Genomic DNA, 20135 nt, shown 5'->3' on the forward strand with positions numbered 1-20135 from the left:
GATCAGGTGGCCTTTTATGGAGAGGTCACGGGAGCTTCGGTTCATATCGTACACGTCAGTTCGGCTCTGGGAGCGAGTCGAATTGCCCTTGCCCGGGGCCGGGGCGTTGACATCACCGGGGAGACCTGTCCTCAATATCTGGTTCTCACGGATGCGGTATATGAGGAAACGGAAGGCCATCTGTACTCGGCCAGTCCTGCACTTCGAAAGGATCGAGACAGGGCCGCTTTGTGGAAAGCCCTTCGAATCGGAGGGATCGACTTCGTCGCGACGGATCATTGCCCCTTCACCAGAGAGCAAAAAACCTGGACGGGAGACTTCGCCGATCTCCCCTACGGTATTGCCGGAGTGGAGACCTCTTTGCCGCTGGTGTATTCTTTTGGGGTTGGGGCCGGTCTCCTGCCGCTGGAAACCTTGCCCGTCGTTATGTCTCAGGCACCGGCTGATCGGTATGCTTTGCCGGGCAAGGGGCGAATCCTGCCGGGATACGACGCTGACCTCGTTCTCTTCGACCCGCAGGCCCGGTGGAGCCTCTCGGCCTCGAAATTTCACATGAACGTGGATTTCTGTCCGTACGAGGGCATGGAGGTCAGGGGGCGAGTTGTGAGCACTTTCTCTCGAGGAGAGGAGATTTACTGTGACGGTGAACTCTGCTGCGAACCGGGCAGGGGACGATACCTTTTCCGAGCGCCAAGGCCGAAAGTCCGTTGATGATCGACCTGGAGCATAAATACTAACTTACAGAACGGAGGACGAACCATGAGCACGAGAGTCGTAGTGGCCCTGGGAGGGAACGCCATCCTTCAGAGAGGGCAAAAAGGGACGGAAGTGGATCAGAGAGAGAACGTCAGGAAGACGGTGCACCAGATTGTCAGGATGATTGAGGCGGGGTACGAGGTCGTCCTGACGCACGGCAACGGTCCCCAGGTTGGAGCGATTCTCATCCAGAACGAAGCAGGGAGAGAGAAAGTCCCAGCCATGCCCATGGACGTCTGTGGTGCAGAAAGCCAGGGCTTCATCGGCTACATGTTTGTTCAGGAATTCAAGAAAGCCCTTTTGGAGAGGAAACTCGACAAAGAACCTCTGTGCCTGGTAACTCAGGTAGAGGTCTCGGCCGACGATCCTGCCTTTGTGAACCCCACGAAGCCGGTGGGCCCCTTTTACGACGAAGCCACAGCCAAGGCCCGTATCGAGTCCTCGGGAGAAAGCTGGATTGAGGACGCCGGGCGTGGATGGAGACGTGTGGTTCCTTCTCCCAAGCCCATCAACATCGTTGAGCGCCGTGCCGTGAAAGAGCTGGCGGACAACGGGTATGTGGTGGTGGCCTCCGGTGGCGGTGGTATCCCTGTGGTGAAGAGCGACAAGGGGGGGTACGACGGCGTTGAGGCGGTCATCGACAAGGACCTCGCCGGAGAGCTTCTCGCCCAGCAGGTGAACGCCGACCTGTTCATGATCCTGACCGACGTGCCCAAGGTGGCGCTTCGCTACGGAACTCCCGATGAGGAGTGGCTGGGCAAAGTCACCATCGAGCAGATGAAGGGCTACCAGTCCGAGGGACACTTTAAAGCCGGTTCCATGGGACCCAAGGTCGCAGCGGCCATGGCCTTTGTTGAAAACGGTGGTACTCGAGCTGTCATCGCCAGTCTGGACCAGGCCCTGGAAGCTCTCGAGGGCACGGAGGGAACTCAGATCGTCAAATAAAGACGGTCTCACAATCTCAGCAGACGTTAGGAGACGGACACTCTTCTCACAAAGTTGTCCGTCTTTTTTGTGTTGCTCTGAGAGATCCTCAAGCCTTCGTATCACTTGGGCATCAGATTTGTTTCTGGAGGAAGGGCTGGAAGGGCTTGTTCAGAAGCTCCTTTATCGTTTATTCTAAGAGAAAAGATTGGAGTTTGTTCCCAGCTGCTAAGGTGTGTCATTCGACAAATAAGTCATCGCAATGTTTAGCGACAAGAAGGAGGAGACGATGAAAAACTTGAAGCGTTGGGGAAGTGCGTTCGTTTTCGTTTGGGGTTTGCTTCTCTGTTTGGGGTATGGCCTCTCGGAGGCTGCGTTGCCCAAGGGATCTATCGCGGTACTTGTCAAGAGTGCATCACGACAGGAAGCGGCGCAGGTGGCGTCGATTTTTACGCAGAAACTGATTGCCAAGGGGTATAAGGTCGTGGATCCGAAAAAGCTTCAGGCTATCAGAAAAAGCAAGGCCGCAGCTCTGGCGTTGGAGGGTAACGTCGATGCGATCATGAAACTGGGGCGACGGTACGGGTTCAGCACCATGATCACCGCTAACGTCCAGGCGGGGCAGCCTGTGAAGAATGAATTTAAACTGTACACGGGAACGTCGTCGATTGCGGTGATGGTGACGGCTTCGAATGGATCGCAGGTCTATGCCGATACCACGGCGGGAAAGCAGGTGGGGTACACTCCGTCGGAGGCACAGCAAAAATCTTTGGAGGCAGCAGCAGAGTTGGCGGTCAACAGGATGACGGAATAGGACAACTGGAGGAATTGTGTGTAAGGAGGTGTGATGATGAGGCGAATTTTCGGTGTCTTGTGTTGGACTCTGGCGCTGGGAGTGCTGCTTTCGGCTGTTGCCCTGGCACAGCCGCGTTTGGCGGTTCGAGAGTTTGAAAACAAGACGGAGGGGAACGTTCCTGCGTCCGCTATTACAGAGATGATGACAACGGAACTTTATGATGCGGGGATCTTTACTCTGGTGGAGCGAGAAAAGCTGGGATACGTTGCCGACGAGGTTCGACTGGCACAGTCGGGACTTATGGATGAATCCACGGCACCTCAGTTGGGTAAGATTAAAGGGGCTCAGTATTCGATGACAGGGGCTGTCACACAGTATTACTATAAGGCGGCGGGAGCTGTCGTGCCTATTCCCAGCGTAGGTGGGGTTGGCGGAGCTTCGAACACAGCCTATGTGACTTTGGATATTCGCATTATTGATAATCAAACAGGTGAGGTCATCTACGCCGCAGCAGAGCAGGGAGCTTCGAACCAAACCGTAGGGGGGCTCATAACCCGATACGGAGGTTTTGGAGCTGGCAAGATCAACGGTATTCTGGCCGCTGCGACACGTAAAGCCGTGTTGAAGCACGTACAGCGTATGAGCGAAAAATCCTTCTAGTTCGAGAAAATATGCAGGAAAGTGAGGGGCTTTTTGATGAAGAAAATGGCGATGCGGTCTTTGTGCTTGGCGTTGGTGATCTCCGCTTTTATGGTGTTTCCTCTGTGGGGACAGGAGAAAGTCCGCCTTGGTGTGTACCAGTTCGAGAGCAAGGTCGCGGGGGTATCGCAAAAGCAGGCCAATGCAGTCATGGACATGATGACCCGGGCCCTTGCCAATTCAAAATCTATCTCGCTCATTGAACGAGCGGAATTGGACAAGGTTGGTGCGGAGATCAGATTGGGGATGTCTGGCTTAGTGGATGCCGGTACGGCTGCTGAGGTAGGGCGTATTGCAGGGCTCCAGTATATTCTTCTGGGTGCTGTCACGGAGTTGAGTAAGAAGGCGTCGGGGGGAGCGATTCCCATTTTTGGAGGAATCGGTGTCGCAAGCGGTTCAGAGGAAATGCAGGCGACCATCGATCTGCGTGTCGTTGATACCTCAACTGCCGAGGTGACGTTGGCGCTCTCCGAGACGGGCTACTCCAGCAACGAAGCCTCCGGCGTTATGATTGCCGGTGCTGTTGTTGCTGAGGGCACGTTCGACGGCCTCGAAAGCCGTGCTATTGCCGATGCGGTCTCTCGTCTGGCCGCACAAGTCCGTAACTCTCTGGGCGGTGAGAGCTCCCACATTTTGGCTGTCCAGGGTAAGGAGGCCACGATAGACATCGGTTCCAGTATGGGGGCGAAAGAAGGAGCTCTGTATCTTGTGTATGCTGACGGCGAAACGATCCTTGGCATAAACAACGAGGTAATCGGTCGAAAGAAAGTAGCCCTCGGGGTTCTCAAGGTTCGAGATACTGCCGCTAACTACAGCACCTGTATCTTCGTCAAGGGGAGCAAGTCTGAGTTGGTGCGTCGAGGAGACAAAATCGAGCCTATCAGCCCCAAGAAACTCAAAAAGATCAAGTACGCCTCCTCACGACCTGCTAAATCAAGCGACACGTTTGAGCAGATCTTTGGCTCGAAGGATGGTGCAGGGAAACAGAAGACGACACCGAACTCCGTTGCTTCGACTCCTGCAAAATCAGAGTCGAAAAAGGCCTCCGAGGTCAGACCAGTTCCAGCCACCAAAAAACCGGCGCCATCTTCAAAAAAGATCGCTGGCTTTGACCCCAACAACTCGACGGACTCAAAGGTCATCCAAACGTACCCTCTTTCTGCAGGAGACAAAAACATGCTGGGTATCATGCATCGTAATGCGTACAATAAATTCAAGCGAGGACGTTACAAGGACGCCTACAAGGGGTTCGCAAAGGCCGTAGATTCCTATGCCTCTGTGAATTATCTCTCGGCCTATTGGGCTGGAGTGAGCGCATATAAGCTCAGGGAAAAAGAAAAGGCACTTGAATGGATTGACAAAGCTCTCTCGATTAATCCAGACTACGTTCCTGCTCAGGAATACAAGGCGAAGAAACTTAAAAAATAGGAGGTTATGTACAAAACAGGCCCGGCTGGTTTCTTATGCCGGGCCTGTTTTTTACCTGTCTGGGTCCGCTACTGCGATGGCGACCAGGCCGTATATACCAAAACAGGCCACGATGACCAGCTCGGCCACAGTTGGACGCCGCCCACGGCCCATTGCTCGAATGCCGATTAATACGACGAGACAGAGCAACAGGACTGCGATGGCCCAAGCGCTTCCGAGCTCAACGGAGATCTCCATGCTTCCCGAGCGTCGGTGGCCTATCTTTATCGAGAAGGGAAACAGGGCTTTGTATATCCGTTTTTCCGTGGTGACGGCACCTCGGGACATGAGGTGGCTGTATCGGGAGATGACGTGGTAGTCTCTGTTCATGACGACAGCGTGGATTGTTGTCTCATCGGACCAGATGGCCGTGACGTAGAGAGGATCGGTGATGAGCTTGAAATCCATGCTGTCCGGGTCGTAGCCATCTACAGGGAGGGGGATTACCCGGTAGTTATCGTAGGTGAGCAGACCGATACGACCGTCTCCGGCAAGGATCAGGCCATAATAGGCCTTTCGGGTGTTCTCCGAAACGGAGATGAACCGGGTCTTCAGTCTGGGATCAATTGGTGTCCGGATCACCACGGGGCGGCCTTTCTGCCGTTGTACGTGATACACAACCCAGTCATGGTCCACCATGAAAGCTCCTTCGTCAAAAGGTTTGAGCACCGAGACGCGGGTGTTCACCGACCGAGCAGGAAAGACGAACCCCTTGTCCTTCAACGCTTCGGTAAAGGCCGCCGTCAGGTCGGGATCCAGCTGATTGGTATCTGCGTTGATAAATTCCATGGCGTCGTCGGTCATCCGATAGAGATCGTCGGGAAAGACAAGTCTGGCCTGGCCTCTCTTGCTCTCCAGGAGAGGCCACAGAGGTGTTCTGGACATGTGTTCAGGCAAAATTTCCGGGGTAAGTGACAGGACCTGGCGCTCAGCTTTGATGGCCCGTCGATCAAAAGATCGACCGTCGATTTCCATGGGGAGCAAGCCCCATATCTCCATGTTCTTAGAGTAAATAAAGGGCAGAAGTTTCTCGAATTCGTGCCGACTGTAATACGTTCCGTCCTCATCCCGATAGGCGATCTCCGAATGATGGTCCTCGGCCTTGGAATGGACTTCTTGGGGTACGGGGCCGACGATTTGCTCCCTATAAATGAAGCGCTTTATAATGGGGCTGAAGAGTAAATGTGTCTTCCCTATGGATCGAGAAAAAAGCTTCTCGTAGGCTGAGGGGAGATAGACCGCTAAAATGAGCACGGTCAGTAGTACGAGGGCTACAGTGGCTAAGCGCCTCATGAGGACACCCTCCTGAAACGAAATCGATAGGCCGGAAGCAACACGCCAGGGATCATGAGTGCTAAGGGCAGCAGGAGAGGAAGAAGGATGGATCCATATCCTGCCGGTGGAACGTGACGAAGATAGAGCCCCGCCACTCCGATCGCCACGGCACCGTGAAGGATCTTCATGGCATATCGGGGTTCCAGGAGCCCTAAGGTCACCCCCAGATAGGCACTCAGTCCAGCCATAGTCCAAGGCAGAACCGTCAGCCAGGCGGTCGTCACGGCTTCTCGCGGAAAGTATTTGGCGGTGAGAAGACCCAGAAGCCCCATATCCATGGCCATTATCAAAGCAGCGGAACCCATGCCTATCAGCACATGTGTCATGACCGTGACGTGAGTGGGTACGGGCAGGTGGAGGGAGAGACGAAATCGCTCGTCCTTCATCTCCGGGAGAAACTGTACGAGACCCAGCAAGGTTCCAGTGAGTACCAAGGTGTATTTCAGTGGTTTGTAGTAGAGGTAGCCTAAGTGGAGGGTTCGGTACCAGACCGTCTCGGGGTGGTCCATGACGAACAAATGATGGGTGTCCATCGCTATCACGGCCATAATGGCGCCGTTGACCCCGAGAAGGGTCAGCCAGAGCCATCGAATTTTTATGGATTCCTTATATAAAATAGGACGAATCATCTCAATACCTCCCGGTGTACCCGATAAAGGCGTCCTCCAGGGTCATGGCCTGGGGGGCGAGTCCTTCGGGGTCAAGGCCCTGGTCCAGAAGAGCTTGGACCACTTCAGGTTCTTCGTCGAAGCTGAATAACTCCCAATGATCTTGATGGGTCTCCACGTTTTTGATAGGCCCCTGGGATCGTGGCTCGAGTCCCCCAGGGCGTCGAGGCAGGTAAAAACGTCGAAATGTTGTCATAAACGAATCCAGGGAGGTTCGAAGAGTTTGACCACCTCGCTCCAGGAAGATCACCTCGTCCACAAAACCTTTCATGTCCTGGATCACATGAGAGGTGAGAAAGACCGTTCGTTTGCCCTCCTTGAGATACTCAGCCATATAATCAAGAAAAAGCCGTCGGTATCCAGCATCCAACCCCATGGAGTAATCGTCCAGAATTAACAGCTCGGGCTGTTGGGCCATGATAAGCCCTAAAACGACCTGCGAACGTTGACCGCAGGACATGTTGCTGATTTTGTGTGTATAGGGTAGTCCCAAGCGATCCACGAGATTATAGTACGCATCTCGATTCCACAGGGGATAGTGAGGAGCGTACATGGCTTCAATCTGGGCAATTGTCATGAACTCATAGGTCAGGTGTCCCTCAAAAAGAAGGCCAATTCGCGCTCTGGTGTCTGGTCGGAGATCATGAGAATCCTGGCCGAAAACGGTACAACGACCCGATGAGGGGCGCAGAAAGCCCATGACGATCTTGATCAACGTTGTCTTGCCCACGCCATTTTTCCCCAGGAGACCGTATACTTTTCCTGGAGGAATTGACATGTTCAGTCCCTCGTAAATGGTTCGGTTTCCGTATCGGTGACTCAGGTTCTCGATGTATATAATGTCACTCATAACCCTGTTCACGGAAAATCCCTCTTTTCCTTCTGTTTTTCACTTTTTACGGTCATAGTAGCACGATACGCCATTTTTTTCCAGAAAAAAAAGCTTTTGTGTTACACAATACGATACTGGTGGTATCGTATTCGTATCGCAGTTGGTTTTGTCTTGTGATCTTCTTTGGAGCATGCAGGTCAAAAATACGTTGGGGCGAGACAGGGCTCTGGCGGAACGAACTGAGACTGGGAGACTCGGATGTGGGGTTTTAGAGATGCCCTTGAATAAAAACACCTGTCTCCTGTCCCCTGCTTGGTATATTTGCCCCTGTTGCCGTGAATGAGGGCCATTTCGCCGTGAGCTTTGTACTCCTTCCTGAGCCTGATAATCTGCCTCCGACAGAGGCTCAGGGACTCCGCTGCCTTCTGCTTGGTCATCTTCCCGTTGACCAGCAGCTCCATGACCTTGATCCGCTTGATTTCCTTGTACGACACTGTCACTCGCTTCTGTTTCATACCTGGGGGGGAGAGTTTCACTGAGCAATGACAGGCAACGACACCCCCCTTTACAATTGGTTCAAGCTTTGTTATACTAACCGCCGCAACGTAAAGAGCGGGGTCGTAGCTCAGCTGGTTAGAGTGCCGGCCTGTCACGCCGGAGGTCGCGAGTTCAAGTCTCGTCGGCCCCGCCATTCACGTTCGGTGCGGAAGTAGCTCAGGGGTAGAGCACAACCTTGCCAAGGTTGGGGTCGCGGGTTCAAATCCCGTCTTCCGCTCCATATGACCGCGGGGTGGAGCAGTTATAACGTGCCACAAGGAGGGATTTCCGATGAATAAAAGCAGGGTATCTGCGGCTTATCGTCTGCTCAAGGTTCAGGTTGATTTGGGGCACGGGGGCTGCGAAGGGCAGTTTTTCGCCTATGTTCTCTATGATGAGAGGGGGATTCGGCTCTGTCATGGTCGTTGCACTGAGCCTGGAGCTTCAAGCTGCCTCCACGGTGGAATAAAAGCAGCGTGGCGGGATTTCTCTGTCTTTGTGGATGAGGATGCCGTTGTGGGTGGCAAGCAGCCCAAGTCTTCCGAGAGCGACGCTTCTCAGGATGATCAATCGGATGCAGACATCTTTTACCTGACTATGCAGGAGCTGCGTCGCCTTTTGGACGATGCGGGGCTCTACGATCTCAGCGGAGGTAACTTCACTAAGCTTCGGTACATTGAAAAGATATTCCTGAAAGCGAGCGCTATGCTTCACTCCGGCGATCGGTTTGCGTTTATTAAGATCGACTCCCTGTCAGATTTAGAGGCAGATGAGATAATGTCGTCTTATCCTGAGGAGCGAGCGGTAAACGAGCCATGGCGTGTACGATCCAATGAAGCTGTCGAGGCAGAGGAACGAGAGCTGCCTAAGGCTGTTTTCTCATGTTCAGTGTTATTGGATCCTGTCAAGGGCCTTCCGGCCAGTGAGCTTAAGCCCGGAGATCGAGTGTGGCTTGATATTCCTCAAGAAAGTCTGTTGTTTTCCATCGCGAAGTTTCGGCAGGGGGAGAGCTTCCAAGGAATTCTTGAGGGGGAGGTTCTCTCCTCCGAGCCCAGTGAGACCGACCGACTCTTGCTTCTCTTTTCCCTGTCCGATGAATTCAGAGCGGTGGCTGTCGTTAAGAAAAATCTCAAGGTAAAAATGGGGGCTCGGGATGAGCGAAAGCAGAGGTTCTCTCTCCCTAAACTGCCTGTGGAGATGCAGCTCGTCGTCTTTGGTGTGGTGTTTTTCGTCCTTGTCTTGTTGGTGTTTTTTCTTATGTAGGGGTATCTCTTAAGGGTTTCTGCGAGAAGAAAGTGCCTTGGTGACTGACTCTACCGACGTCTGGAGGCTTTGCTGCAGGTCTGAGGGGGAGTGCATGTCTTTGTGCACTCAAATGAACCAATCTGCGGTTATTCCGACAGAGGGTATCCCCTGTCGCGAAGGTACTGAACATAATTCCAAAAGGAGTGGACCATGGCGTTTGTCCCCAGATGAAATGTTGAGAAGTGCCCCTTCATCCAACAGAGCTGACGTCTGAGGGCTTCTGAAGGGGGCTCTTGGTTCTCGGCCAGTTGCCACAATGCAGCGATGAGCCCTGTCCGGTCAGCGCCAGCGTAGCAGTGAATGAGGATGGGCTTGGGGGCCCGTCGCATGAAGTCCAGAATGCGATCAAGCTCATGTACCGAGATGGTTCGGATGGCCGAAATGTCAAAATCTTTGTGGAGGATCCCTCGTGACCGAGAAAAAGCCTTCTCCCGTCGATACCATTGGCGCCAGTCCTGGGCACCTCGTAGATTGACGATGCTTCGAATCCGGTGTGCTTCCACGTACCGGGCAAGACGATCCAGGCTGAGTTGAGCCGACCGATACAGAACTCCCCTCGAAACGGTGTGAAAGTTGACAGCTCGAAGATAGAGGAACGTAACGGCAGCGGTGAATAGATCGTTCAAGTTGGTGATCGTCATCGGTTCCCCCCGAACCCCTCTCATTTTTTTCCGTGTTTTTGACAGTGTGTAGAAACGAAAAAAAGCAAGTGTATAATACCCCAAGGCTTTGGAGTGAACAACCGCTTCATGGGTGGATGAGGTTCCAAAGAAAAAGATATCTCAGAGAGCTTCGTTGATTCTCCTATTGACATAAAACCAGGCTTAATAATAGTAGGAGAAATTTTTAGACGAGGGAGTGTGGCTTTTATATGAAACGCTTAGCATGGATTCTATGTGGGGTGGCAGCAGCGACGTTTTTGACGATGGGGCTCGTTCCATCGGCATCGGCATCGTTGGTGGATTGTCCGACGGAGTACCTCATGGAGGCGTTCGATAGGGCCGCGGATCTGAACACCTCCAGAGAGAACCTTCGGATTCTTACGAACGACGGAGATGAGGCCATGGTGCAGGCCATGATGGAGGATCGAACCTTTCTGAACCTCCTGGGGACCAAGCTCCGGCTGGCCCGGATGTTCTCCAGTCTGGAGAGTGTTGAAGGCTCTTCCATGCCTTTGAAGGGGTTCCCCGACCTGAGTGTAGCCCTGAGGATTTTCAGTCACCGAGGCTCCGTGGATATGAAGGAGAGCCCCTTCGATTTGAGGGATTTCGTGATATTCCAGCTGATTCTCCCCATGAAGCTCGAGCCCCTCATTCGGGAGTTGCCGGTCTATTACAGAGCCGTGGTCTCCACCGAGGACTGGGAGGAAAAATTCGGCCGCATTCACCGCAGCCTGAACGACGGCCCCGGACTTGCCAGGATCTTCGATATTGCCGGTTTCCCGATAGTTCACCGAGAGCCATGGTATCAAAAGTCTCTGGAGCTGGAGCTTGCGGACGGTTCCCTGAGTCTGTACGAGTTTGATTCGTCCATGGAGGGCTGGCTCTACTCGTTCTGGCTTCGTCGTCACAACGAGGGCTCCATGGAGTTGGTCCGGCGGCTTCTGGACTGGCTCAACATCCAGCTGGACGACGTCGCCGGCGCTAAGGGCTAGAGGGGCGGACGAGCCAGGGTGAGGTTCCCGGTCATCCGCTGGATAGCGGGAGCCAGTCGCTTAGCCTCCGAGTCGGGATAGATCAGTTCAAACTGAGCCGTCACGTCCTCGTTTACGACAACGCACATGACGGCACGATCCGACTCTCCCGACCGAAAGGTGACAGCGAACCATTCATCACCCCTGGATTGAATGTCCTCCACGGTACCCCCGTTCTCCTTGGCGTAGGTTAAAAATTCCTGAAGAAGGGACTGGGCAGTGTCGTTCATGATGTTGTGTCCTCCGAAGACCCGGAGTCTATAGGCTCCGTCCGGGGAAGAAGAACTCCAGCCATCACCGTTATCGCTCTCCTGTGGTGTCCCGAAAAGACTTTCGGGGTACTCCAGGTCGTAGCCGAACCGGGCGTTTTGGTAGGTGGCCCAGTTGAGATGCAAGGCTTGGACTGGTTCAGAAAACACAGAAAAAAACAGGGTTAGGTTGAGCGTAACTATTCCGATCTGAATAAGACGTTTTTTATGCCTGGTAATCGTTTCCATGGGGCCTTCCTTTTGGATTTTTTTGTCAGTTATTTAAACATAGCAGAAAGAAGGCAAATGCACTACAGAGCGATGTTCCGAGAGTGGTGAGGAGCGTGCACTCAGGAGAGAGGTGGGGGACCGAGCTTGGAGGAGGACAGAAGGAACCGACGAGAAGACGAAAGAATGGAGACATCGGCTCAATCGGTAGATGTGGCTGTGGGGAGAGTTCCCACTTCATTCCTGGCCTCGCCCTCGTCCATACCGGGAGTGGACTACTCCATCAACCCCTACGTGGGGTGTCCTCACAAGTGTCTGTACTGCTCGGCTCAGCACATGCCTCAGTTTCGTTCCCGCTCCGAATCATGGGGGGATTTTGTGGACGTGAAACTCTGTTCCCGGCGGCTTCCTTATAAAAAACTGGAGGGGAAAACGGTGATCCTCAGTTCGGTGACCGATCCATACAATCCCCTGGAGGCCCGGGAGAAAGCTACCCGAAGTATTCTGGAAGATATGATTTTCAGCCAATGTCGCTTCAACCTTTTGATTCTTACGAAAGGTTGTCTGGTTCTTCGGGACACTGAGCTCTTCCGAGAGATGGATGCCTCGGTGGGGCTGTCCATCAACTGTCTGGATGAGGAGTTTCAGGGCAAGATAGAGCCCCGGGCGTCGTCGGTATCCCAACGCTTGGAGGCTCTGAGGAGACTTCACGAGGCTGGCGTGAGAACTTGGGTTTTTGTAGCTCCGGTGTTTCCCGCCGTCACCGATGTGGGAGCCATCCTGGAGGCGGTGGCTCCTTGGGCATCCTACGTCTTCTTCGAGAGCCTGAAGCTTCGACCTCCATATAAAGAACCGGTCTTGGCTCTCATGGAGCGTCAATACCCAACACTTCGGAGGCTTTATCGGGCTGTCTACAGGTATGGAGAGCGACAGTACTGGCGAGACCTTACATTGGCCATCCACGAACGCTGTTCCGCCATGGAAGTTCCCTACAGGATATTTTTTTGATTCCCGATGCCAAGCGAAGAAGCCCCCTCAGTCATGTTCCGAGGGGGTTGTTGGTATCAATCGACACAGTGTGGCGAGAAGATCAGGAGCGCAGAGGCCTGGGCTTTTTTGTCACAGCAGCTCAATTCAGAGGAGATATGTCGAACTCTTGAGCATAGCTCTGAAGCAGCTCGGTGGTGACGTCGTCCAGCTTTATGCCTTGGAGAAGGCTTTTTCGCCGAGCCTCCCTCTCCTTTTCACCATGAATATAAATTCGATCCTGTCCATCTACCCTGTCGCTGGTTCGAATTCCGTTCAGGATGCTCGTCACCCGTTGGCGTATGGCGTCCGAATTGCCGAAAACATCCAACTTCGTGACGGCAAAGTAATGGGTAATGCCACTACCAGTCCCGGGTTCCTCAAACGTTTCCGGGCTCCAGCGCCCTAGAGAGAGCCCCGAACACAGGAGTTCCACCATGAGCCCAAGGCCGTAGCCTTTGTGCCCCCCCAGAGTCTCTCCTTCGCCGCCCAAGAACAGATGCCCCCCCCGGTCGGGCGAGTCCCGGAAAAGTTTCTCGGAGGCTCGAGCGTCGCTGGTTTCCTGACCGTGTTCATCTACGACCCAGCCCAAGGGCATGGGTTGATTCCGTCGACAGTAGACCTCTACCTTGCCGTGCGCTACCACAGGTGTTGCCATGTCCAGGAGGAAAAGGTCCTCTCCCTCACCAGGGATCGCAACGGCGATTGGGTTAGTCCCCAGAAGGCGCTGTGACCCAAAAGTGACCATACAGCATCGACGGGTGTTGGTCATGGCGACCGCTATACAACCTTTTTCAGCCGCCCGCTCGGCCCAGAGACCGGCCATGCCATAATGGTTCGAGTCCCGAACGGTGCAGGAACAGGTGCCCACCTCCAAGGCTTTCTCGGTGCATCGGTCCACAGCAAAGGCTGCCACCGATGGGCCAATACCCGAGCATCCATCCACAACGAGGGAGACAGGGGTCTCGTGAACCACATGGGGCTCTCGATCGGTGAAAGCAAAGCCCCTTTTCAAATTTTTCCGGTAGAAGGCCAGTCGAGCCACGCCGTGTGAGGGCACGCCTCGGGCGTCGGCTTCCACCAAAACCCAGGCTGTCATGGCAGCCTGGTCCTTGGTGTAGCCCAACCCTCTGCTTAGAATCTCCTCGACGTGGGATGTCAACTTTTCGTAGGACACCAGCATGAATACGTCGCTCCTTCCTTTTTCTCAATTGTTTTTGATATTTTAGGAAAACTGAACGAGGCGCACTGCGGGGCGGTGGTCCATCAGGGCCACGAGCATGAAGACGACAACACATATAGGCCACTCCAGGTAGATGATGTGGGAGGCTACCCGGAAAGCTGGGATGAAGGTCCAGAGAACCCATACGACCAGAGAGGCCAAAATGGTCCAGAAGCCCGATCCTCGACGGCACAGAGATGGCACGAAAATATCTGCCAGGATAAGCAGGGTAAAGGAGGCTGTTACTGCGAGGGCCGACGTGAGGGTCTTCAGTATTCCCACCACTGACAGGGCCAGGAAAAACGTGAGTAGACTTACGAGAACGACGCACAGTCGGGAGAGAAGAAGTTCCTGTTTTGGCGAGAGCTCCTGTCCACGATAGAAGAGGGGCTTGATCATGTCCTCCAGGGTCAGGGTAGCGCTGCCCAGAAGAAGTCCTACAGCTGTGGAGATGTCGGCGGCCCAGAGGCCAGCCAGGAGAAGTCCTCCTATTGCCGGACTGATGGAAGTCACCAAGGAGGGGAGAGCCATGGCTGAGTTCTCAAGACCGGGGAAGCGAGAGGCCGCCATGACGCCGAAGAGAGCGCAGAGAAAACCCACGGGTAGGATCATGACTCCTCCCAGAAGAAAGCCCCTTCTGGCTGATCGTTCGTCTCTGGCGGCGAAAGCGATCTGGTTCACTGCCTGGACGGAGAAAGCCTGAGTTATCATAACGGCCATCCAGGCGGCTATAATGGCTATCCCCATGCCGGAGGTCCAGTTCAGCCACACTCCGTTGGAGGGTAGGGAGGCCAATACTGATGAAACTCCCCCCATGGCTTGAGATGTGCTGAAAAGGGCTGCTATGATACCGATGTAGATAACCGCTACGTTGATAAGATTCACCAATCCGCCAGCCAGATATCCCCCCACCAAGGTGACCCCGATGAAGATGATCGCTGTTGCCATCATACCGCTCTGAAAGGAGAACACCTGGGGCAGCAGAGCCGTCAGAATGGCTCCGCCAGCCACGTACTGAAGGGACGTGATAACCATCTGAATAACCAGCTGGGCGATTGCTCCGAGAACCCGGGCCCCAGGACCGAACATGCGCCCCATCATTTCCGGGACGGTTCGGACGTTTATCCGTCTGAAGTAGCTGGCGGCCACCAGCCCCACAGCGATGCCCGCTGTTCCCCATGCCGCATTATACCAGCCGGCGGAGAGCCCCCTGGTGTAGGCGTTTTGGGCCACCCCTACGGTGGAGGCTCCGCCAATGGCCAGCCCGGCCAGCATGACGGCGACCAGGGATGACGGCAGGTTTCTTCCAGCCAGAAGATAGGCCACGGCACCGGTGGCTTCACTTTGTTTCTGGAGCTGTAGAGCCTTCCAGGAGACGGCGAAAAGCAGAAATGTGTACATTACGATGATGATCAATTGGATATTCACTGCTATAACGTCCTTTCGTACATAAATAAAGGGCTCCTAAAGAGAGCGCGTTGATACTACGGGCGCATGCTACTCGTACAGAGAGAAGAACCTCCTTTCTAAAAAAAAGAGGACCGTATCCCACCATGGGGACCGGTCCTCAGAGAATCCAACGGCAACTAGACGTCGGCCCTCCTGAGGGGTCCCACGCTGATAAAATAAAAACCGTACCAGAAGCTGAATGTCGTCGGACTAATCTGTTTCATAAAAATTCGCCCTTTCTCCCCCCCAAGTTACCAAGGGGTGCCAACTCTTTCCGGTCAATATACTCCCCTCTGATACTTCTGTCAAGAATGAAATAAAGCAACGTGATGATGCATCATCAGCAGCGCCCAGGAAGGGTTATGCTAGGATGAAACGCCAAAAGCACCACAGCATGTGCTGCGGTGCTTTTGTGAGGCGTTATGGTAAAGCGATCAGCCTAAAAGGACCTCGACCGCCGCCTTTATTTTGCCCAAGGCCTCGTCGTCGGGGGTCTCAAGACACGTGACAGGGTCGGCAGCGATGATAGCTCCCTTAGCTTCCATATCCGCTGTCCACGTCTCCATGTACTCTCCGTCGCCCCACCCAAAGGAGCCGAACATGAATACCTTTCGCCCCTTGAGTTTATCGCCAAGATCGTCGATCAAGGGCTCGATATCCGTGTCGTTTATCTCCTCGGTACCACACGCTGGGGACCCGAATACCCATACATCGGCGGACATGAAGGCCTCCTTGTCCATATTCTCAGCGGAAGAAAAGTAAATATTTCCCCCCTTAGCCTCCACAGCGTCCTTAAAGGCCTCAGCCATGGTCTCGGTGTTGCCGGTGCTACTCCAATACGCCAATCCGATGGTATTCATCGTTTGTCGAGTCCTCCTTCACATTTGGGATACCCCTATCACTGGGGCCTATCGTTATGGTAACACATGGAACTAAAAAGGGCACTCCTTCAGTAGGATTCTGGCTGACAGGAAAGCAAGGCGATGGCCCCGCCGGAGATGTTACATTTGTCCATGTCGAAGAGCATGACTCTATGGACGGCCAATACCTGGGCTGCGAAGGCTTCGGATTCTGTGGCAGCGACGGTCTTTCTATGGCTGTTCAGGGCGTATTCATCCTGCTTCTGGCGGGAGATAGGGTGTTCCGAGGCGAGAATCTCAGCAGTGGCTCCCATAAGCATATCGGAGAGAGAGCACATCGCCCCATCTCGATGCATACAGTCCACCGAATTCCCCACAGCATTCCCTCCAGTAGCTAGGGAACCTTGCTCGTGCCTTCCATTCCTCCGGCTGTACCCGCGACCATATCTCCAAGACGGATGCGATCTGCTACAGCATGGCCGTTTTGATGCTGGAGCCACATCGTTTATTCACAGTGTAGGCAGGAACAGAGTCGGGAAGTCCAGCACGATGCATAGTAAATCGAGCGGAGTTAGCTCCCATTCCGGCCTGCCATCCGTTCGTTTCCCATCATGACCTCTCCGATGTCCTCTGGAGTTGCCCCCTTATCATTTGGAGTCGAAAATAGACTATGGTTTGCGCTGTTGTGAAAGAGAGGGAAGCCAGAGCGCTTTATTCTTGATAAAGTATCGCCCCTGCTCCTGACCATCTATGAAAGCGACTCCGAGCTGTTGGTTGGTCAAAGATTCCTTACATAACGAGAGAAGAGGAGGTTTTGATTCAAGAAAGCCCTTGACAAAGTCCACTGAGGAGGTCTCATGGGGAAATCGTTCTAAGCCTGTTATGCTGTGTAAGGGGATATATCCTGAGGAGGCTTCTCTTCCCCCCCCCGTCGCCCCTTTCCGTAAGGGGCTTTATAAAGCCCCTTACGGAAAGGGGTTGTTGCTCCTAAGAGGCGAGAGCTCTTGGTCTTTGTGGAAGGGGTGGAGTGAAATCCCCAAGGTCTTTGTATAGATCATTTGACGATTTACACCATGGCTTGTCTTTTCTTCAGGCTCCACCGTTGCTTTCCGTAGATGGCTATGAGGAACAACATTCCTACTCCGTTGGTCATAAGAGTGGGGTAGAGCACAAGGAAGGGAATGGAGAAGAGCAGAAGCCGCTCCAAGATGTTCAGGTCATCTATCAGAAATCCCTGAACCGCAGAGGCCAGGCCGATAATGCCCAAGAGTGCTGTGGCAGAGCCCAAAATAATGGAGAAGGGAGAGCCCTCGAGAAGAAGGTAGGGGTTATAGACAAACATATAGGGCACGATGAAGCCTGCAAAGGCAACGCTCAGGGCTGTGAAGCCTGTCTTGAGTGGTTTTGCCTGGGCAAGCCCCGCTGAGGCGTAGGTGGCTAGGGCGACAGGGGGTGTCACATCCGCGAGAACGCCGAAGTAGAGACAGAAGAGGTGTGCGGAGAGCATAGGAACCCCCATCTGAGCCAGTGCAGGAGCCGCAAGGGTGGAGGTGATGATGTACTGAGCCGTGGTGGGAACGCCCATTCCCAGGATAATGGAACCAACCATCGTCAGAGCCAGAGCTAAAGGAAGGATCCCGCCCGATAGGCTGAGAACGTAGGAGGAGAAAGAGAGCCCGACACCGGTAAGGCCGATAACCCCAATCATTATACCGGAGCAGGCACAGGCGGCGGCCACTTCAATGGCACTGAGTCCTCCGTTGATAAGGGTGAAGAACACCCGTTTCGGTGTCATGCGCTGTTCGGGTTTGCCGAACCAGGAGACAATTATCAGCAGCAGGAGGGAGTAGAAGACCGCCAAAGTGGGGGAGTAACCGTAGGCCAGAAAGACTATTAAGGTTATGATCGGGAGCAGAAGATGCCACCCTTCCTTGACTGTGAGCAGGATACGGGGCAGATCCTCACTGTTCAGACGTTTCATGCGCTTTCTGCCTGATCGGAAATGCACCATCGCCATGATAGATACGAAGTAGAGCAGGGCAGGAATGGCGGCTGCGATAACGATCTCCCAGTACGCTACGCCCAAGAACTGAGCCATGATAAATGCGGCGGCTCCCATGACTGGGGGCATGACCTGCCCTCCTGTTGAGGCTGCGGCCACGACTGCCCCCGCAAATTCCGGTTTGTAACCGCTTTGTTTCATAAGAGGAATAGTGAAAGACCCTGTTGTGACTGCGTTAGCGACGGAGCTGCCCGATACCGTCCCCATGAGTCCGCTGGCGATCACAGCTGCTTTCCCGGGGCCTCCCTGGCTGCGTCCGGCGAGTGCGACAGCAAGGTCTATGAAAAATTGCCCTGCGCCGGAAGCGCTGAGAAAGGCTCCGAACAGGACGAAAAGGAAGATAAAGGAGGCCGAGACTCCCAGAGGAACCCCGAAGATTCCGTCCGTCCTCAGGTAGAGGAAGGGAGCCAGCTCCTCAAAGCCAAAACCTCTATGAGCCAGCATTCCAGGAAGGTACGGGCCAAAGTAAGCGTAGAGGATGGCGAGAACCGCCATGAAGGGCAGGGGCCAGCCCATGGAACGCCTGGTACCCTCCAGAACTAGGAATATCATGATTGCACCCAGCACCATATCGGAAACGATGGGTGCGCCTTCCCTGATGGCGATGGTTTCCCAGTTCACAAGAATATTGATACAGCCTACGGCCATAAGGATCGCAAATCCCCAGTCCCAAAGGTCTATTTTATTCTTGGGACGGGACTTCCTTATGGGATAGCGTAAAAAGAGGAGTACACCCATGAAGAGCCAATGCCAGCCTCTCTGGTACATCGCTGCCAGTTGTCCGAAGGCTGCTGTGTAGAGGTGGAAACAGGAAGCGGAGAGAGCCAGGGCACATATCAGAATATTTGTCCAACCAGAAAGTTCTCTTTTGGAACTCTCCATTTTTTTGATGATATCTGGAGCGTCGTTTTTTCCCTGCGCTGCTTTTGTGATTTTGGACATAAAATGCCTCCTTAATGTTTTACACGCATCCCCTGTTTCCCCGGTGGAGAACTGAAGATGCGTGTAAAAGATTCAACGTTCTGCTCGTTTTAAGGGGCTATTTTACCTCGATACCCTGTTCTTTGAAGTATTTCACGGCACCATCGGCGAATGGTATGATCCCGATGCTTGCCTCAGAAGGCACAAAGTGGGATGCATGGGGTGTCACCTTCATGAAAACATCCTTGTTATCTAGAAGGGTTTTCAATAGGTTATAAGCGAGGCTCTCGCTCATCTTCTCGTGCACGACTAAGAAGTTTGCGTCGGCAACAGTCAGGATATCCTGATCCTGTTTGGGATAGGTGCCGGCCTTGATCGTATAGGTCTGCAGCATGGGGTTATCCTTTATGACCTTGTCGACCAACTCCTGAGGAAATGGGACGATAACGACATCGCGGACTGCTGCGACCTCAAGAACGGCGGATCCCGGTGCAGCGAAGTTCCAGAACACTGCGTCAATGTGCCCGTCCTTCAGAGCGGTTGCACCCTCAGGCTGGGTCAGCTGTTGTTTATTAAGGTCCTTCTCAGGATCTATGCCAGCAGCCTTGAGAATCAGGAGGGTGAGGATCTGATCGCCACCGCCGGGTGCTCCGAGAGAGACCTTTTTACCCTTGATGTCTTCGAACTTTGTAATTCCGGTCTTTGTGGTGGTGACCAGGTGATGAGGCGCGGGGTACATATTCATCAGGATCCTCAAAGGCAGCTTGCCGTCCTTCTCGAATACCTCAACCCCGTTGTAGGCCTGCCAAAGGGTAGACCCCGTGCTCATACCGATCTCTGCCTTGCCGGAAGCGACCAAGCGGCAGTTCTCCTTAGATGCTGCTGTGGAACGGGAGTTCGCCTTGACTCCAATATCCGCCTTGCTGAGCACCTCTGCCATGGAGCCACCCAGTGGGTAATAGGTGCCTCCCACTCCCCCCGATCCGATTGTCACAAACTCAACGGCTCCTGCTGATACTGACGCAAGGACAAAAATCATTGTTGCTATCCCTACGATATAAAAACTTTTCCTCATGATTCCACTACCTCCTTCCTAATTTTTACCTC

19 protein-coding genes and 2 tRNA genes are annotated in these 20135 nt (G+C 53.7%); 10 read left to right on the forward strand and 11 right to left on the reverse strand.

Annotated features, from left to right (window positions below):
• Positions 1-6: 6 nt before the first annotated feature.
• The 5 genes from CSA35_06220 to CSA35_06240 all read left to right on the forward strand — a co-directional run bounded on the left by CSA35_06220 (position 7) and on the right by CSA35_06240 (position 4603).
• On the forward strand, positions 7-711 hold the full coding sequence (locus CSA35_06220) for a hypothetical protein (protein ID PIE54393.1): 705 nt from the start codon (positions 7-9) through the stop codon (positions 709-711).
• Positions 712-759: 48 nt separating this feature from the next.
• On the forward strand, positions 760-1701 hold the full coding sequence (arcC, locus tag CSA35_06225; protein PIE54316.1) for a carbamate kinase: 942 nt from the start codon (positions 760-762) through the stop codon (positions 1699-1701).
• 268 nt (positions 1702-1969) lie between these two features.
• Complete coding sequence (locus tag CSA35_06230) at positions 1970-2494, forward strand: hypothetical protein (GenBank protein PIE54317.1); 525 nt, start codon at positions 1970-1972, stop codon at positions 2492-2494.
• Between the two features lie 33 nt (positions 2495-2527).
• Positions 2528-3136 carry a hypothetical protein gene (locus CSA35_06235; protein PIE54318.1) on the forward strand — a complete coding sequence of 203 codons (609 nt, stop codon included), beginning with the start codon at positions 2528-2530 and terminating at the stop codon, positions 3134-3136.
• Between the two features lie 36 nt (positions 3137-3172).
• Complete coding sequence (locus tag CSA35_06240) at positions 3173-4603, forward strand: hypothetical protein (GenBank protein PIE54319.1); 1431 nt, start codon at positions 3173-3175, stop codon at positions 4601-4603.
• A 51-nt stretch (positions 4604-4654) separates the two neighbouring features.
• Here the strand turns inward: CSA35_06240 and CSA35_06245 are convergent, their stop codons facing one another.
• The 3 genes from CSA35_06245 to CSA35_06255 all read right to left on the reverse strand — a co-directional run bounded on the left by CSA35_06245 (position 4655) and on the right by CSA35_06255 (position 8013).
• Positions 4655-6565, reverse strand: coding sequence for a hypothetical protein (locus CSA35_06245; protein ID PIE54320.1), 1911 nt, complete (start codon positions 6563-6565; stop codon positions 4655-4657).
• 42 nt (positions 6566-6607) lie between these two features.
• On the reverse strand, positions 6608-7495 hold the full coding sequence (locus CSA35_06250; protein ID PIE54394.1) for a methyltransferase: 888 nt from the start codon (positions 7493-7495) through the stop codon (positions 6608-6610).
• A 179-nt stretch (positions 7496-7674) separates the two neighbouring features.
• Positions 7675-8013, reverse strand: a complete 339-nt coding sequence (locus CSA35_06255; protein ID PIE54321.1) for a hypothetical protein — start codon at positions 8011-8013, stop codon at positions 7675-7677.
• A 78-nt stretch (positions 8014-8091) separates the two neighbouring features.
• Here CSA35_06255 and CSA35_06260 point away from each other — a divergent pair.
• The 3 genes from CSA35_06260 (at position 8092) to CSA35_06270 (ending at position 9277) form a co-directional block, all read left to right on the forward strand.
• Positions 8092-8168, forward strand: a tRNA-Asp gene (locus tag CSA35_06260).
• 12 nt (positions 8169-8180) lie between these two features.
• Positions 8181-8255: transfer RNA gene (locus tag CSA35_06265), tRNA-Gly, on the forward strand.
• Between the two features lie 50 nt (positions 8256-8305).
• Positions 8306-9277, forward strand: coding sequence for a hypothetical protein (locus tag CSA35_06270; protein ID PIE54322.1), 972 nt, complete (start codon positions 8306-8308; stop codon positions 9275-9277).
• A gap of 128 nt (positions 9278-9405) precedes the next feature.
• On the opposite strand, the gene CSA35_06275 is transcribed toward CSA35_06270, so the two are convergent.
• Complete coding sequence (locus CSA35_06275) at positions 9406-9984, reverse strand: protein tyrosine phosphatase (GenBank protein ID PIE54323.1); 579 nt, start codon at positions 9982-9984, stop codon at positions 9406-9408.
• A 206-nt stretch (positions 9985-10190) separates the two neighbouring features.
• Between CSA35_06275 and CSA35_06280 the strand changes: the two genes are divergently transcribed.
• Positions 10191-10973, forward strand: coding sequence for a hypothetical protein (locus CSA35_06280; GenBank protein ID PIE54324.1), 783 nt, complete (start codon positions 10191-10193; stop codon positions 10971-10973).
• Here the strand turns inward: CSA35_06280 and CSA35_06285 are convergent.
• Positions 10970-11509, reverse strand: coding sequence for a hypothetical protein (locus CSA35_06285; GenBank protein ID PIE54325.1), 540 nt, complete (start codon positions 11507-11509; stop codon positions 10970-10972). The genes CSA35_06280 and CSA35_06285 overlap by 4 nt on opposite strands.
• 165 nt (positions 11510-11674) lie before the next feature.
• Between CSA35_06285 and CSA35_06290 the strand changes: the two genes are divergently transcribed.
• Positions 11675-12496, forward strand: coding sequence for a radical SAM protein (locus CSA35_06290; protein PIE54326.1), 822 nt, complete (start codon positions 11675-11677; stop codon positions 12494-12496).
• A 121-nt stretch (positions 12497-12617) separates the two neighbouring features.
• Here the strand turns inward: CSA35_06290 and CSA35_06295 are convergent, their stop codons facing one another.
• The 6 genes from CSA35_06295 to CSA35_06320 all read right to left on the reverse strand — a co-directional run bounded on the left by CSA35_06295 (position 12618) and on the right by CSA35_06320 (position 20103).
• Positions 12618-13697: a lactate dehydrogenase gene (locus CSA35_06295; GenBank protein ID PIE54327.1), complete on the reverse strand. Its 1080-nt coding sequence runs from the start codon at positions 13695-13697 to the stop codon at positions 12618-12620.
• A gap of 42 nt (positions 13698-13739) precedes the next feature.
• A complete protein-coding gene (locus CSA35_06300; protein PIE54395.1) occupies positions 13740-15137 on the reverse strand; it encodes a symporter in 1398 nt (465 codons plus the stop codon).
• Between the two features lie 482 nt (positions 15138-15619).
• Entirely contained in the window at positions 15620-16045 is a 426-nt protein-coding gene (locus CSA35_06305; protein ID PIE54328.1) for a flavodoxin family protein, read from the reverse strand.
• Between the two features lie 89 nt (positions 16046-16134).
• On the reverse strand, positions 16135-16422 hold the full coding sequence (locus tag CSA35_06310) for a hypothetical protein (protein ID PIE54329.1): 288 nt from the start codon (positions 16420-16422) through the stop codon (positions 16135-16137).
• Between the two features lie 689 nt (positions 16423-17111).
• On the reverse strand, positions 17112-19049 hold the full coding sequence (locus CSA35_06315) for a hypothetical protein (protein ID PIE54330.1): 1938 nt from the start codon (positions 19047-19049) through the stop codon (positions 17112-17114).
• A 97-nt stretch (positions 19050-19146) separates the two neighbouring features.
• Entirely contained in the window at positions 19147-20103 is a 957-nt protein-coding gene (locus CSA35_06320) for a TRAP transporter substrate-binding protein (GenBank protein PIE54331.1), read from the reverse strand.
• Positions 20104-20135: the final 32 nt, after the last annotated feature.

It is taken from the genome of Dethiosulfovibrio peptidovorans (assembly GCA_002748665.1).
Lineage (GTDB): Bacteria > Synergistota > Synergistia > Synergistales > Dethiosulfovibrionaceae > Dethiosulfovibrio > Dethiosulfovibrio peptidovorans_A.

Coding starts and splice junctions, on each gene's coding strand:
- arcC (PIE54316.1), top strand. CDS start 760: ATGAGCACGAGAGTCGTAGTGGCCCTGGGAGGGAACGCCATCCTTCAG.
- CSA35_06230 (PIE54317.1), top strand. CDS start 1,970: ATGAAAAACTTGAAGCGTTGGGGAAGTGCGTTCGTTTTCGTTTGGGGT.
- CSA35_06235 (PIE54318.1), top strand. CDS start 2,528: ATGATGAGGCGAATTTTCGGTGTCTTGTGTTGGACTCTGGCGCTGGGA.
- CSA35_06240 (PIE54319.1), top strand. CDS start 3,173: ATGAAGAAAATGGCGATGCGGTCTTTGTGCTTGGCGTTGGTGATCTCC.
- CSA35_06245 (PIE54320.1), bottom strand. CDS start 6,565: ATGGCTCTGGCTGACCCTTCTCGGGGTCAACGGCGCCATTATGGCCGT.
- CSA35_06250 (PIE54394.1), bottom strand. CDS start 7,495: ATGAGTGACATTATATACATCGAGAACCTGAGTCACCGATACGGAAAC.
- CSA35_06270 (PIE54322.1), top strand. CDS start 8,306: ATGAATAAAAGCAGGGTATCTGCGGCTTATCGTCTGCTCAAGGTTCAG.
- CSA35_06275 (PIE54323.1), bottom strand. CDS start 9,984: ATGAGAGGGGTTCGGGGGGAACCGATGACGATCACCAACTTGAACGAT.
- CSA35_06280 (PIE54324.1), top strand. CDS start 10,191: ATGAAACGCTTAGCATGGATTCTATGTGGGGTGGCAGCAGCGACGTTT.
- CSA35_06285 (PIE54325.1), bottom strand. CDS start 11,509: ATGGAAACGATTACCAGGCATAAAAAACGTCTTATTCAGATCGGAATA.
- CSA35_06290 (PIE54326.1), top strand. CDS start 11,675: ATGGAGACATCGGCTCAATCGGTAGATGTGGCTGTGGGGAGAGTTCCC.
- CSA35_06295 (PIE54327.1), bottom strand. CDS start 13,697: ATGCTGGTGTCCTACGAAAAGTTGACATCCCACGTCGAGGAGATTCTA.
- CSA35_06300 (PIE54395.1), bottom strand. CDS start 15,137: ATGTACACATTTCTGCTTTTCGCCGTCTCCTGGAAGGCTCTACAGCTC.
- CSA35_06305 (PIE54328.1), bottom strand. CDS start 16,045: ATGAATACCATCGGATTGGCGTATTGGAGTAGCACCGGCAACACCGAG.
- CSA35_06315 (PIE54330.1), bottom strand. CDS start 19,049: ATGTCCAAAATCACAAAAGCAGCGCAGGGAAAAAACGACGCTCCAGAT.
- CSA35_06320 (PIE54331.1), bottom strand. CDS start 20,103: ATGAGGAAAAGTTTTTATATCGTAGGGATAGCAACAATGATTTTTGTC.